At 67.4% G+C, this 14,023-nt stretch carries 14 protein-coding genes; 2 read left to right on the top strand and 12 right to left on the bottom strand.

Annotated elements, in window-relative coordinates; translation table 11 throughout:
• The first annotated feature begins 71 nt into the window (after positions 1-71).
• Positions 72-554, top strand: coding sequence for a pyridoxamine 5'-phosphate oxidase family protein (locus BS38_RS0114225; protein WP_028271425.1), 483 nt, complete (start codon positions 72-74; stop codon positions 552-554).
• A 21-nt stretch (positions 555-575) separates the two neighbouring features.
• Here the strand turns inward: BS38_RS0114225 and BS38_RS0114220 are convergent, their stop codons facing one another.
• From BS38_RS0114220 to BS38_RS0114165, 12 genes are all read right to left on the bottom strand, one after another.
• The gene (locus tag BS38_RS0114220; RefSeq protein ID WP_028271424.1) at positions 576-1,400 is read right to left on the bottom strand and encodes an IclR family transcriptional regulator domain-containing protein; all 825 of its coding nucleotides are present in this window, start codon (positions 1,398-1,400) and stop codon (positions 576-578) included.
• 185 nt (positions 1,401-1,585) lie between these two features.
• A complete protein-coding gene (locus BS38_RS0114215) occupies positions 1,586-2,269 on the bottom strand; it encodes a 3-oxoacid CoA-transferase subunit B (protein WP_028271423.1) in 684 nt (227 codons plus the stop codon).
• A gap of 1 nt (position 2,270) precedes the next feature.
• On the bottom strand, positions 2,271-2,948 hold the full coding sequence (locus tag BS38_RS0114210; protein ID WP_028271422.1) for a 3-oxoacid CoA-transferase subunit A: 678 nt from the start codon (positions 2,946-2,948) through the stop codon (positions 2,271-2,273).
• A 2-nt stretch (positions 2,949-2,950) separates the two neighbouring features.
• Positions 2,951-4,150: a thiolase family protein gene (locus BS38_RS0114205; protein WP_028271421.1), complete on the bottom strand. Its 1,200-nt coding sequence runs from the start codon at positions 4,148-4,150 to the stop codon at positions 2,951-2,953.
• Complete coding sequence (gene pcaC, locus BS38_RS0114200; RefSeq protein WP_442853346.1) at positions 4,147-4,623, bottom strand: 4-carboxymuconolactone decarboxylase; 477 nt, start codon at positions 4,621-4,623, stop codon at positions 4,147-4,149. The genes BS38_RS0114205 and pcaC overlap by 4 nt, the downstream gene beginning before the upstream one ends.
• The gene (locus BS38_RS0114195; protein WP_028271419.1) at positions 4,620-5,438 is read right to left on the bottom strand and encodes an alpha/beta fold hydrolase; all 819 of its coding nucleotides are present in this window, start codon (positions 5,436-5,438) and stop codon (positions 4,620-4,622) included. The genes pcaC and BS38_RS0114195 overlap by 4 nt, the downstream gene beginning before the upstream one ends.
• The gene (locus BS38_RS0114190) at positions 5,431-6,918 is read right to left on the bottom strand and encodes a lyase family protein (RefSeq protein ID WP_028271418.1); all 1,488 of its coding nucleotides are present in this window, start codon (positions 6,916-6,918) and stop codon (positions 5,431-5,433) included. The genes BS38_RS0114195 and BS38_RS0114190 overlap by 8 nt, the downstream gene beginning before the upstream one ends.
• Positions 6,915-7,505, bottom strand: coding sequence for a protocatechuate 3,4-dioxygenase subunit alpha (pcaG, locus tag BS38_RS0114185; protein ID WP_028271417.1), 591 nt, complete (start codon positions 7,503-7,505; stop codon positions 6,915-6,917). The genes BS38_RS0114190 and pcaG overlap by 4 nt, the downstream gene beginning before the upstream one ends.
• Before the next feature lie 4 nt (positions 7,506-7,509).
• Entirely contained in the window at positions 7,510-8,415 is a 906-nt protein-coding gene (pcaH, locus tag BS38_RS0114180; protein WP_028271416.1) for a protocatechuate 3,4-dioxygenase subunit beta, read from the bottom strand.
• Positions 8,416-8,460: 45 nt separating this feature from the next.
• The gene (locus BS38_RS0114175) at positions 8,461-10,437 is read right to left on the bottom strand and encodes a bifunctional sugar phosphate isomerase/epimerase/4-hydroxyphenylpyruvate dioxygenase family protein (protein ID WP_028271415.1); all 1,977 of its coding nucleotides are present in this window, start codon (positions 10,435-10,437) and stop codon (positions 8,461-8,463) included.
• A complete protein-coding gene (locus BS38_RS0114170) occupies positions 10,437-11,318 on the bottom strand; it encodes a shikimate dehydrogenase (RefSeq protein ID WP_028271414.1) in 882 nt (293 codons plus the stop codon). Before BS38_RS0114170 ends, BS38_RS0114175 begins: the two co-directional genes overlap by 1 nt.
• Before the next feature lie 166 nt (positions 11,319-11,484).
• Positions 11,485-12,279 (bottom strand): IclR family transcriptional regulator, encoded by a 795-nt coding sequence (locus BS38_RS0114165; protein ID WP_043438754.1) that lies wholly within the window; start codon positions 12,277-12,279, stop codon positions 11,485-11,487.
• A 304-nt stretch (positions 12,280-12,583) separates the two neighbouring features.
• Here BS38_RS0114165 and BS38_RS0114160 point away from each other — a divergent pair, with 304 nt between their 5' ends.
• Positions 12,584-13,903 (top strand): MFS transporter, encoded by a 1,320-nt coding sequence (locus BS38_RS0114160; RefSeq protein WP_028271412.1) that lies wholly within the window; start codon positions 12,584-12,586, stop codon positions 13,901-13,903.
• The last annotated feature ends 120 nt before the right edge of the window (positions 13,904-14,023 follow it).

The raw sequence follows: 14,023 nt of genomic DNA, 5'->3' as shown, positions 1-14,023 counted from the left end.
AGTGAAGCGTAACTGAAATCCGGGACTTGCTACCCTGCCGCAACGCGGACCGGGCACCTAGGCTCAGCAGCATGAACACGTCTGGGCCGGGGCCGGAAACAAAAGATCTCACCGTTCATGAATGCTGGCAGCACCTTCGTTCCGCGTCCGTGGGAAGGCTGGCGGTCATCAGCGATGCGAAGCCGGAGATCTTTCCGGTCAACTACCTGCCGGACGAAGGTACGGTGCTTTTCCGGACAGGTCACGGAACCAAGCTGGACGCCGTCCTCGCCGGAGAGCCGGTGGTTCTTGAAGCGGACGGGCTGAACATCTACGGGACCATTGCGTGGAGCGTTGTGGTCAAGGGAGTCGCCGAGGCCGTGCAGCCCGGTGAGGACGCCCCCGCCGAGACGCCGTCGCCGTGGCAGGAGGGTGCCAAGGACATCCTGGTCCGCATCACGCCCAGTGAACTGAGCGGGCGCCGGTTTGTCATCGGCCCGCCCACCAAATGGTGGCCGCCCGTGGAACCGGTCACCCTGCCCGGGCACCAGCAGCAGGTCGGGCACCAGCAGTAAAGCGCCCGCCAAGTGAGCCTGCTAGTGCTTGGCTGAGAGGTCCGCGGATATCAGCCGGGCCGTCTCCACCGTTTCCTTTTGCACCATTTCCAGGTAGGCCTTGGGGTCCGGTTTGGTGGCCACCGACTGGGCCTGGAGCGACACGTTGATGGCTGCCACCACCTTGGTGGGGCCGTGGTAGACCGGGGCCGCGATGGACATCAGGCCAAGTTCGAGTTCCTGGTCCAGCAGGCACCAGCCCTGCGCGCGGACCGTGTCCAGCGCTGCCACGAGGTCTTTTTTGGTGCCGATGGCGCGGGGAGTCAGCGGCTTGATCTCGGCCTCGGCAAGGTACTTCTCCAGTGCCGCCGGGGGGAGCGCGGCGAGCAGCACCCGGCCCATGGACGTGGCGTAGGCCGGGAAGCGGGTCCCCACGGTGATGCCGATGTTCATGATCCGGCGGGTGGTGACCCGCGCGATGTAGGCGATGTCCTTCCCGTCCAGCACAGCGGCCGACGTCGACTCTCCCAGCCGCAGCGACAGTTCCTCGAGGTGCGGCTGCGCGAGCTGCGGCAGCGACAGGCCGGACAGGTAGGCGTAGCCGAGCTGCAGCACCTGCGCCGTGAGGGCAAAGGTCTTCCCGTCCGTGCGGACGTAGCCCAGCTCCACGAGCGTGTGCAGGAAGCGGCGGGCGGTGGCGCGGGTCAGGTCGGTCCGGGCGGCGACTTCGGTGAGGGTCATCACCGGGTGGTCGGTATCGAAGGCGCGGATCACGGCCAGCCCGCGGGCGAGGGACTGCACGTACTGGTCACTGGCCTGGGGCGCAGATGAAGGCCTGGGCGCGGTCTCTGCTGCTGCGTCGGTCATGGTTACCAATCCTATTAGCCTGCGCGGCGCCGGTCCCCCACAGCCCTTGAGCGCGAACGGGCAGTTCCGGCCCCGCCCTTGAGCGCGAACGGGCAGATAATGCCCTCAGATCGGGGATTTGAGGGCATCTGCTGCCAGTTCGCGCCGGGGTTTGGGCCTTAGGTGTCCGTTCGCGCTGGGCGCGGTTAGCGTTCGACGGCGGGGGCTGCTGTGAGGGGGACGGGCACCAGGGCCTGGAGTTCCTCAAGGGTGCAGCCGAACGTCTCGCGGACCTGAACGCCGTCCGGACCGGTCAGGAAGACGGCCTTGTCCGTGTACACGCGGGTCACGCAGCCCACGCCGGTGAGCGGGTAGGTGCAGGCCTCCACGATCTTGGACGCGCCGTCGCGGGTCAGGAGCGTCATCATCACAAAGACGTCCTTGGCGCCGGTGGCCAGGTCCATCGCGCCGCCCACGGCGGGGATGGCGTCCGGTGCGCCGGTGTGCCAGTTGGCGAGGTCTCCGGTGGCGGAGACCTGGAACGCGCCGAGGACGCAGATGTCCAGGTGCCCGCCGCGCATGATCGCGAAGGAGTCGGCGTGGTGGAAGTAGGACGCCCCCGGCAGTTCGGTGACGGGGATCTTCCCGGCGTTGATGAGGTCGCCGTCGATCTGGTCCCCTTCAGCCACCGGGCCCATACCGAGCATGCCGTTCTCGGTGTGGAGCGTGATGTTCTGCTCCGGTTCGAGGTAGTTGGACACCAGGGTGGGCTGGCCGATGCCCAGGTTCACGAACGAACCGGGCTTGATGTCGCGGGCCACCAGGCGGGCAAGGTCGTCGCGGCCCAGGGGCGCGTCGGATGTCTGGATGGATGCTGTCTGGATGCTCATCTCAGGCCACCTTCACTGAATTACTAACACGGACAATGCTGTTGACGTAGATGCCGGGGGTCACGACGTTTTCCGGGTCGAGTCCGCCGGTCGGGACGATCTCGGAGACCTGGACGATGGTGTGCTTGGCCGCAGCGGCCATGATCGGGCCGAAGTTGCGTGCCGTCTTGCGGTATACGAGGTTCCCGACGCCGTCGGCCTTGAGCGCCTTGATCAGGGCGACGTCGGCGTGGATGGGGGTCTCGAAGACCTGGCCGCGGCCGTCCAGGATGCGGGTTTCCTTGCCCTCGGCCAGCATGGTGCCGTAGCCGGTGGGGGTGAAGAAGCCGCCGATTCCTGCGCCGGCTGCCCGGATGCGCTCGGCCAGGTTGCCCTGCGGGACCAGTTCGAGTTCGATCTCGCCGGCCTTGTATTTGGCGTCGAAGTGCCAGGAGTCGGACTGTCGAGGGAAGGAGCAGATCATCTTCTTCACCCGGCCTTCCTTGATGAGCAGGGCCAGGCCCTGGTCGCCCTGGCCGGCGTTGTTGTTCACCACGGTCAGGTCCGTGGCGCCGCTGTCCAGCAGCGCGTCGATCAGTTCGAACGGCTGGCCGGCGTTGCCAAAGCCGCCGATCATCACGGTGGAACCGTCCTTGATGCCGGCGACTGCCTCGCCGACGGTGTCAATGAAATTCAGCATGGTTAGCCCTTAACTCCGGAAGTTACGTTTTCGAGGACGACGGCGAGGCCTTGGCCGACGCCGATGCAGATCGCGGCGACGCCCCAGCGTTCACCGGAGGCCTGCAGGGACCGGGCCAGGGTGCCCAGGATCCGGCCGCCGGAGGCACCCAGCGGGTGGCCCATCGCGATCGCGCCGCCGTGCCGGTTCACAATCGAGTGGTCGATGCCCCAGGCGTTGATGCAGGCCAGGGACTGCGCGGCGAACGCTTCGTTCAGTTCGACGGCGCCCACCTGCTCCCAGCTGATGCCCGCCTTCGCGAGGGCCTTGTTCGCCGCCTCCACCGGGGCGTAGCCGAAGTACTGCGGATCGTTCGCGTGCGCGCCGCGCCCGGCGATCCGGGCCAGCGGCGCCATCCCGAGGATCCCGGCCGCGTTCTCACTCCCGATCCAGGCCGCGGACGCCCCGTCCGAGAGCGGGGACGCATTCCCGGCGGTCACGGTGCCGTTCTCGGCCCGGAACACGGTCTTGAGCCCGGCGAGCTTCTCCGCCGAGGACCCGGCCCGGATCCCCTCGTCCCGGACCAGGTCCGTGCCCGGCACCGGCGCCACGAGGTTGTCGTAGAACCCCTCATCCCAGGCCGCGGCGGAGAGGTTGTGGGAGTTGGCCGCGAACTCGTCCTGCTGCTGACGGCTCACCCCGTACTTCTCGGCCAAACGCTCGGTGGCTTCGCCCAGGGAGATGGTCCAGTCCTTCGGCATCGCCTTGTTCACCAGGCGCCAGCCCAGCGTGGTCGAGGCCAGGTTCAGGTCCCCTGCCGGGTAGGGCTTCTCCGTCTTGGGCAGCACCCACGGGGCCCGGGACATCGACTCCGCGCCGCCGATCAGCATCAACTCCGCGTCCCCGGCGTTGACCTGGCGGGAAGCGATGATCGCCGCGTCCAGCGAGGAACCGCAGAGCCGGTTGACCGTGGTGCCCGGGATCGACACCGGCAACCCGGCCAGCAAGGTGCCCATCCGGGCCACGTTCCGGTTCTCCTCGCCGGCGCCGTTCGCGTTCCCGAACACCACCTCGTCGATCCGCTCAACATCGAGCTTCGGAGCCCGCTTCACAATCTCACCGATCACATGCGCGGCAAGATCATCCGGCCGGACACCGGCAAGGCCGGAGCCGAACTTCCCAAACGGGGTGCGCACGGCATCGTACACAAAAGCCTGGTTCATGAGGTTGCATCCATTTCTTTAAAAACCTGTTGCGCGGTCTTGAAGGCGGTGTTCGCGGAGGGGACTCCGCAGTAAATGGCGGTCTGGAGCAGGATTTCCTTGATCTCGTCCCTGCTGAGGCCGTTGGTGATGGCTGCGCGGACGTGCATGGCCAGTTCTTCCCAGTGCCCGTGCGCCACCATCGCGGTGAGGGTGACCGCGGAGCGCATCTGCCGGGTCAGGCCTGGACGGGTCCAGATGCCGCCCCAGGCGATGCGGGTGATCATGTCCTGGAAGTCCTCGGTGAAGGCGTCCTTGTTGGCGTTCGCGCGGTCCACGTGCGCGGCACCCAGCACCTCGCGGCGGACCACCATGCCGCCGTCGTAAATTTCCTGGCTGGTGGCGTCCGGCTGGACCACGCCGTGCCGCTCTGTGCCTGCGCCAGTACCGGTGCCTGTGCCTGTGCCTGTGCCTGACACTTCCGCGCCGCTCACTTGGCTGCTCCGCTGGTTTCGCTCCAGGTAATCAGGCTCTTCAGCAACTCGGCAACGTGGGCGGGCGCCTCGGCCGGAGCCAGGTGTGCCACGCCCTCGAGCGTCACCGCGTTTGCGGTCCCGCCGCCGGCGGTGATGCCGTCCGCGATTTCCTTGGCGAACGGCGGCGGCACCACGGAGTCCTCCGCGCCCGCCACGGCCTGGGTGGGAACCCGGATGCTGCCCAGCTCAGCGCGGACGTCGAATCCGGCCAGGGCTTCGCAGCAGAAGGCGTAGCTGAAGCGGTCGGCGTCGCGCAGGGAGTGCAGCAGGCGGCTGCTGACCTCGGGCTCACGGTCCATGAAACCGGCGGCGAACCAGCGCTGCGCCGAACCCTGGATCATCACTGCGGTGCCCTGGGCGCGGACGGTCTCGGCGCGTTCCAGCCAGCCTTCGGGCGTGCCGATCTTGGCGCCGCTGCACTGCACGGAGAGGCTCTTGAGGCGTTCGCCGTGCTTGATGCCCAGCTGCAGTCCGGTGGCCCCGCCGAGGGACACGCCCGCGTAGTGGAACCTCTCGCCCGGGGCGATTGAGTCGACAAGGTCGACGACGGCGTCAGCCAGTTCGGCGACGTCGAACGTTTCCGTCGCGGCCGGTGAGACGCCGTGGCCGGGCAGGTCCCAGGCGACGACGTCGAAGTCGGTCCCGAGCAGGGCGCCGGCCTGCGTCCACAGCACTGAGGACGTCCCCAGCGACGGCCCCACCACCACGAGGGGCTTGTCCCCCAGCGGTCGCTGCGGGGAGAGCAATACTGCCTTGACTGTGGGTCTAGCCACGGGAGTCTCCGTTCAGGTCTTCTTGGATAGGGGTGCGCGCAAAGTCGGGGTAGGCGGCCAGGATGCGGCGGGAAATTTCGGCGGCCTGCCCCAGGTAGCTGGCAGGATCCAGGAGTTCTTCCAGCCGGTCATCGGACACCGCGCTGGCGGGTACGGTCTCGCGCAGCAGGCGGCGGTACGTTCCGGGCTGTTCTGCGGGCGGAGCCTGGAGCGTCCGGTCCACCACCTCCTGGAGCTGCTGCTTGCCGTTCCTGCCGTCCCGCTCGTCAAGCAGCGGCGCCACGGCGGCGGACACTCCTTCGCTGAGCAGCAGTGGCCCGGACAGCTCCAGGTTGCGGCGCATGGCATCCGGGAAGACCTGGACGCCTTCGGCGAGCTCGCGCAGCTGCCCGGCCGCGCCGAGTGCCAGGCGGAGCAGCTGGCGGAAGGCCGGCCATTCACTGTGCCAGGCGCCGTCGGGACGCTCGTCGTTGAAGTTGGCCGCTGCCAGGTGCAGCTGTGCGGCCAGGTTCGGGGCCTGTAGTGCCGCGCTGCGGACCAGCACGGACAACACCGGGTTCTGCTTCTGCGGCATCGCCGAGGACACTCCGCGGCCGGCAGCCCGGGGTTCGGCGAGCTCGCCCACTTCCGGCCGGCTGAGGAACAGCACGTCGGAGGCCATCTTGCCCAGGGCATCGGTGACGCCGGCCAGGGCATCGCCCAGCGACGTGACGGCCAGCCGGTTGGTGTGCCACGGCCCGGGCGCTGCCGCCAGGCCAAGGTGCGCGGCGAGGTTGCCCGCCAGGTCGAAGGGCGTCTCCACCGAGTCCTTGGTGAGCACTGTTCCGGCCGCCAGCGTGCCCGCGGCGCCGCCGGTCTGCAGCGGCAGCTCCACGGCCTCGAGGCGCCGGGCCGCAGCGGCCAGGCCGTGGAACCATTGCGCCGCCTTCAGCCCGTACGTAAACGGCAGCGAGTGCTGCGTCAGGCTCCTGCCGACGCACAGCGTCTCCGCATGCTGCTCCGCCATGTCCGCCAGCGCCGTCGTGATTCCGCGAAGGTCCGTCACGAGCGCGGCAACGGCGTTCTTTGCCAGCAGCATCAGCGCCGAATCCAGCACGTCCTGGCTGGTCAGCGAGGTGTGAACCGCGCGCAGGGCACCAACACTGCCACCCGGGCCGGCAGCGTCCACGCCATCCGTATCCAGTGCCTTGACCTCGGCACGGAGGTCGGTGAGCAGCGGGATGACCGGGTTGGCGCCGCCCTGTGCGCGGACAGCGATGCCCGCCACGTCATAGCGGTCCACGTCCGCCGCGGAAGCCACGACGGCGGCGGAGCCGGCCGGCGCGAGGCCGGCCTTCTCCAGCACCGATGCCCAGCCGGCCTCGACGGCGAGAATCGCCGCCAGGACAGCCCGGTCCCCCGTCAGCGCCGCCACCGAAGGCGACGCCGACACGGGACTGAGGAGCCCGACGTCGCCGTCGGACAGGTGGGAAGCAGTCACTGGGAGGCGCCCTCGAAGTCGAGGAAAACGGTCTCGCCCTCACCCTGCAGCCGGATGTCCCAGGTGAGTCCACCGTCGGCGTCGCGGCGCGCAATCAGCGTGCTGCGGCGTTCGGGGTCCAGGGAGGAGAGCAGCGGATCAGCTGCCAGTGCTTCCTCGTTCTCCGGCAGGTACACACGGGTGAAGAGCCTGTTCATCAGGCCGCGGGCAAACACTGCCACCGAAATGAACGGAGCCGCCGCTGGTTTTCCGGGGACGGGCTCGGTGGGGCCGGGATTAACCGTGGTGAAGGTGTACACGCCGGTGTTGCCCACCGCGCTCCGCCCGAAGCCGGTGAACGTGTATCCGTCGCGGACCAGTGAGCCGGTGCGGTGCACCACCTTGCCCTCGGAATCCGGCTGCCAGATTTCCAGGATCGCGTCCGGGATGGGGTGTCCGGCGCCGTCGTACACGGTGCCCTGCAGGCGGATGGAGCCCGGTGAACCCGGAGCCAGCAGTTCACGGTCCTTCTCGTACGGGAGGGCGTAGCCGTAGAAGGGGCCAACGGTCTGGCCGGGGGTTGGGGTCAGCTTCGTGGTGTTATTCATCCGACTATTCCTCTTCGCCATCTGTGCCGAAGGCTTCGTTTTCGGTCCAGGTCCGCTTGGAGCCCGTCAGGACGATGTCCCACTTGTAGCCGATGGCCCACTCGGGCTTGGTGAGGTCGTGGTCGTAGGTGGCCACCAGGCGGTCCCGGGCATCCTGGTCCACGATGGACTGGTAGATCGGGTCCAGCGGGAAGAGCTGGTCACCGGGGAAGTACATCTGGGTGACGATGCGCTGGGTGAACTCCTGCCCGAACAGCGAGAAGTGGATGTGCGCAGGCCGCCAGGCGTTGAGGTGGTTCTTCCACGGGTACGCGCCGGGCTTGATGGTGGTGAAGCTGTAGGAGCCGTCGGCCCCGGTGATGCAGCGGCCCACGCCGGTGAAGTTGGGGTCGAGCGGGGCGGGGTGCTGGTCCCGCTTGTGGATGTAGCGGCCGGCGGAGTTGGCCTGCCAGATCTCCACGAGCTGGCCCGCCACGGGACGGCCGTCACCGTCGAGCACACGGCCGGACACCAGGATGCGTTCGCCCAGGGGTTCACCGTTGTGCTGGATGGTCAGGTCCGCTTCCAGCGCGTGCACGTCCATGTGTCCGAAGGCCGGCGAGTACAGCTCGATGGTCTCCGGATCCGCGTGGTGCAGGTCCTTGGTCGGGTGGCGCAGGACGCTGCTGCGGTAAGGTGCGTAGTCCAGCCTGGGCTGGATCTCCGGCTTGGCGCCGTTCTTGAGCGCCGCCGCGTAGGCCTCGCCGATCGACTTCATCTCGGCGCTGAGGTCCGCCTGCGATTCCGCAGCGGCATCAAGCGGCGCGGAGGTCTTCGGTGCGGCTTCGGTTCCGGCCTGGCGCGCCGCGTCCGACACGTCTTCGGTAATCGGGTCGGCGTTGAAAATCTCAAGGTTGATGTCTTCAGGCACAGCAGCCTCCTTTCAGATATTGATGGTTGGAGATGGTTGGTCAGTTCAGGTGGTCCGGCCCTGCTGGTGCAGGTAGTCGTACTGGACGGCGTGCCGCACCGGCGCGTTGGGCGCGCCGTAGCCGTCGTAGCCGCCGCGGCGTTCCACCACTTCGAAGAACACGCTGCCCACGGTGGCGGTGTAGAAGTGCAGGAACTCGCCGTCGGCATCACGGTCGTACAGGAGGTTCAGCTCCCGCAGCGTGGCCAGGAACGCGGGATCGAGGTCGAACCGGGCGTCCAGGTCCTCGTAGTAGTTGGCCGGGATCTGCAGGAAGTCCAGGCCCCGGGCCCGCGCTGAGCGTGCGGTTTCCACGAGGTCGTCCACGGCGAAGGCGATGTGTTCCTGGTAGGTCTTCCGGTGCGCAGTTCCGGCCTCCGCACCGTCCTGCTGGATGACGGGTGCGAGGTTCAGGACCAGGCGCACGGCGCGGTCGGCCGTCAGCATCACCTGGGAGCGCACCAGCCCGCTGGGGCTTGGCACCTCCGCGAACGGCTGCGGTTCCAGTGCCAGGGCGCTGGTGTAGAAGAGCACGGCTTCGTCAAAGTGCTGCCACGGCTGGGCGAGGTTCACGTGGTCAATCACGGCCATGCGTCCGCCGGCGGCCGGAATTTCCAGGCCTTCGCCGAACTCGCGGGGCTCGCCGAATTCGTTGATCCAGGCGGCGGTGCCGTCCGGGCTGCCCTGGCAGAGGAAGATTTCGGTGGAGTCCGGCGCGGCGAAGCCCTGGAAGACTTCTTCGTTGGCCTGGCTCTTGCGGGGCACGGCGGGAGCCTTGAGCTGCTGGGCGCGGGCGGCGGCAATCACGGGCGAATCGACGTCAAAGCCGAGGGCTGCAATCGCGGGTGAAGAGTTAGAGCCGGCCCCGCCGGACGGATCCTGCTCGTTGATGATCACGCGTGCGTGGCCCATGCTCCACAATTGCACGTCTTTGGTGCGGTGTCTGCCGTTGAATTCAAATCCCAGCTGGCCCAGCACCTCCTCGAGGCCTGCAGGGTCGGCAGCTTTGACCTCGGCGAAGTTGAAGCCTGCCGGTTCGGCCACCTGCGGGAGCGTGGCCAGTTCCATGGGATAGCGGCGGCGGCCGGGGGCCGCAGGCCCACCAACAGCTCCGCTGACGCCAGGCCCACCAACAACGGCACTGTCCGTACGGGCGTCGTTGGCGTCCAGCCACTTGGCGCTCTGCTCCTCCAGCCAGATCAGCGACCGCATGGCGTCCACGGCGGTGCGTTCGACGTCGGACTGGCGGAAGACGTCGTTGAACACCTCCAGCGACACCGGTCCGGTGTATCCGGCACGGACCACGTGGCCCATGAATTTGGCGAGCTCAAACTGGCCCTCGCCCGGGAAGACGCGGTAGTGCCGGCTCCAGGACAGCACGTCCATGGAGAGCTTCGGGGCGTCCGCCACCTGCACGAAGAAGATCTTGTCCGCGCTGAACGCTTCAATCGGCGCGGTATCCCAGTCGCGGGAAAGAATGTGGAAGGAGTCCAGGCAGGTGCCCAGGTTCGGGTGGTCCACGGTTTCCACCAGGCGGTGGGCGTGCTCGTAGTCGTTGACGTATTTTCCCCAGGCCAGCGCCTCGTAGGCCACTTTGACGCCGTGGTCCCCGGCGAGTCCGGCCAGCCGGGCGAGCTGTTCGGCGCGCAGGGAATCGTCGTCGACAGTGGCCGTGCCGACGTTGGAGCAGACCAGGATGGTGTCCATGCCCAGGCGGGACATCAGCTTGAACTTGGCCTCCGCCCGGCGCAGGTTGGCAGCGAGGACGTCTTCAGCAACGCTGTCGAAGTCGCGGAACGGCTGGTAGAGGTCCAGCGTCAGGCCCAGGTCTGCGGCCATCTTCCGGATCTCCTCCGGGCTCAAGGAGGACGTCACGAGGTCCTGCTCGAAGATTTCGATGCCGTCGAATCCCGCGATGGCGCAGGCCTGCATTTTTTCCTTCAGCGTGCCGGACAGGCACACCGTTGCGATTCCGGTGCGCATCAGGCAGCAACCTCTTCGGCGGCCACGAGCTCCAGGAAGTGGGCTCGCATGCGGTCCGCGTCCGGCTCCAGCCCGGTGAAGATCCTGAAGGCGTCTGCCGCCTGGCCCACGGCCATGCGTCCGCCGTCCAGGACTTCGCATCCCTTGGCCCGGGCCTCGCGGACCAGCTCGGTTTCGATCGGGCGGTAGACGATGTCCGCCACCCAGTGCCGTGATTCCAGCAGGGACAGGTCCAGCGGAACGCCGGGGTGAGCTGCCATGCCCACGGGGGTGCAGTGCACCAGACCGTCGGCGAGGGGCATCAGCTGCGGGAGCTCCGCCGTCGTGCGTGCGGTGACGGTGCTGTCCGGGAAGAACCCGGCCAGTTCGGCGGCACGCGCGGCGCAGCGGGCGGCGTCCGTATCCACGAGGTCAAGGTGGCGGACGCCGGCGCTGAGGAGGGCGTACGCGACGGCGGATCCCGCGCCTCCCGCGCCCAGCTGGACCACACGGTCAAGCTTGGCGTCCGGGAGGCCGGAGGCGAGGGCGGCCGCGAAGCCGGAGAAGTCCGTGTTGTGGCCGATGAAGCGGCCGTCGCGGATGGTCACGGTGTTGACGGCTCCGAGGCGGCGGGCGTCCGGCGACACTTCGTCGAGGTGGTCCAGGACCAGCTGCTTGCACGGATGCGTGATGTTCAGCCCGTTGAAGCCGAGGCGGTGCGCGCTTTGCAGGAGATCGCCCACGGATTCACCGGGCAGGCCCAGCTCCAGCAGGTCGATGGGGCGGTAGAGGTACCGCAGGCCCTGCACATCGCCTTCGCGCTCGTGCATGTGGGGCGTGAGGGACGGCATGACGCCATCACCCACGAGGCCCACCAGAAAGGACTCTGCTCGATTGCTCATCCGTTTAGCTCCTTTGACAACGGCATCCGGCGGACCGGGGCGCACTGGGCGCCAGCGGTGTGCCGGGTGGTAGGGATTACAGTACAGGAAAAGTTCACATATTGCACCGATGTTCTTATGACGAACAAATTACGACGACGGCGCATGGCCCCGCGGGCGGCGCACCTCATCGCTGCGGCAGCCTTGCGGCCAGTTCGGAAGCGGCTTCCTGGAGTGCGGGAACGAGCGCCACCAGGTCCTCCAGGCTGAGACGGAAGACCGGCACCGCCGTGGCCAGGGACGCAAAGGCGTAACCCTGGGCATTGAAGACGGGGACGGCCACGGCACGCATGCCCAGCTCGTTCTCCTCGTCCATGACGGCGTAGCCGCGCCGGCGGACCTGGTCTATCTCGGCGCGAAAGGCATCCCGGTCCGTAATGGAAAATTCCGTCAGCGGGTCAAGCGGCAGCTCCTCCACCAGCCGCTTCCGCTCGGAGTCCTCGGCAAAAGCCACCAGGGCCTTGCCCACCGACGTGGTGTGAAGAGCGCCAAGATGCCCCGGATCACTCGTCACGCGGAACGTCTGCGGTCCATCCACTTTGTTGACCGTCAGGTGATGGTTTCCGTCGCGGACGGAGAGGATGGTGGCCTCCCCGGTTTTCTCCGTGACCCGGCGGAGGATGGGCAGCGCCGTGCCGGCAAATCCGTGATGGTTGGAGACGCGCTGGCCCAACTGGAAGACGCGCAGGCCCAGGTGGTAGCGGCGGCCGTCCGGCTCATAATCCACAAACCCGTCCCGCGTGAGCGAGCCCAGCAGGCGGTAGGTGGTACTGAAGGGGAGCTCCGCGCGGCGGGACAGCTCCGCCGCACTGGCTCCCCGCGGCTCATCGCCCAGCAGGACGAGAAGGCCCAGGGCCTTGCCCACCATGTCCGTGCGGGAGTCATCCTTGGCGGCCCTGGACGAGTTCGCCTCTTTGGCCATGGCCGGGGCTGCAGCCACTACGCCCTCAGGCTCTGTGTTTTGGTTCACACTCATAGCTCGATGTTGCCACATTGTGAGAGCTATTTCTAGATGGTGATTATTTTTCTTGACAAGTGACAGCCCTCACAGCCATCATTGCTGTATCGCACAAGTAGCTCTCACCATGTGGCTACTCGTCCGGGTCTTCACAAGGACCACCGGCCGCCGCCACGAATGCCTCCGTCAGAGACGGAGGGCTGGAGACAGGCGGCAGCTGCGAAAATCCTGATCCATCCGCGACAATGTCGTCACACAAAGGAACACCATGAGCCAGACACTCCCGTCCACGACGCCGGGCACCGTTGCACCGGCCGGGACCCCGAAGAAGGCAGCCCTCGCCAGCTTCCTGGGAAGCGCCGTCGAGTACTACGACTTCTTCATCTTCGGTTCCGCCGCAGCGCTGATCTTCCCGCACGTGTTTTTTCCCAGTGCTGATGCCAATGCCGCCATCATGTCCTTCGCCACCTTCGGCTTCGCCTATGTGGCACGCCCGGTCGGCGCCGTCGTCCTGGGCCACTTCGGTGACCGTGTGGGCCGGCAGAAGGTCCTTATGTTCACCCTCGTGCTGATGGGAGCCTCCACCTTCCTCATCGGCTGCCTCCCCGCCTTCAACACGGTGGGCTGGTGGGCTCCCGCCCTGCTGGTGCTCGCCCGCCTGTGCCAGGGCCTCTCCGCCGCCGGCGAGCAGGCCGGCGCCTCCTCCATGACCCTGGAACACGCCCCGGACAACCGCCGCTCCTTCTTCACGTCCTGGACCCTCACCGGCACCCAGGGCGGCCAGATCCTCGCCGCGCTGGTCTTCATCCCCGTGCTCGCCCTGCCGGACGAGATCAAGTACGGCATCGGCTGGCGCATCCCGTTCTGGCTCAGCGCCGTGGTGGTCATCGTGGCCTTCTTCATCCGCCGCACCCTGCACGAACCGCCGGCTTTCGCCGAAGCACAGAAGTCCGCCGCCATCTCCAAGCTGCCGGTTGCCGACCTCCTGAAGCACCACTGGCGCGACGTCCTCCGGGTTGTGGCCTGCGCCTTCATCGCCGCCGTGTCCACCGTTTTCGGCACCCTGGCCATCAGCTACGCCAAGACCGTTGCCGGCGTGGACGGCACCACCACCCTGTGGCTTGTGGTCGGCGCCAACTTCGTGGCCCTCGGCACCCAGCCGCTGTTCGGCATGCTGGCGGACAAGATCGGCCGCAAGCCGGTGTTCATTTACGGCGCCGTGGCCAGCGCGATCCTGACTCCGGTCTTCCTGCTGAGCCTCGAGTCAGGCAGCGTCCCGCTGATGTTCCTGGCCGCCATCGGTTTCTTCGCCTTCGGCTACGCAGCCTCCAACGCCGTCTGGCCGTCCTTCTACGCCGAGATGTTCAGCACCAAGGTCCGGTTCTCCGGCCTGGCCATCGGCACCCAGCTCGGCTTCCTGATGGCCGGCTTCGCCCCGGCGATCGTGGCGGCAATGGGCGGCATCAAGCCCGGCGGCTGGGTCCAGATCAGCATCTTCACGGCCGTCATCTGCGGCATCGCAGCAATCTCGGCCCTCACGGCCAAGGAATCCTTCAAGACTCCCACCCGGGAGCTCGGCCTGAAGTAGCAGCGGCAGCGCGGAAGCCGCCGTCGTGACTCTCTATTGATAGTCACAATGGTTCCGACACGGCGATTCCCTGATCTTCCGACCGGATGCACACATAAGAAGGTCACGACTGCGGCCCGT

The organism is Arthrobacter sp. UNC362MFTsu5.1 (assembly GCF_000685965.1).
Lineage (GTDB): Bacteria > Actinomycetota > Actinomycetes > Actinomycetales > Micrococcaceae > Arthrobacter.
The sequence above is the reverse complement of the archived record's forward strand: the minus strand, read 5'-3'. Positions and strand labels throughout refer to the sequence as shown.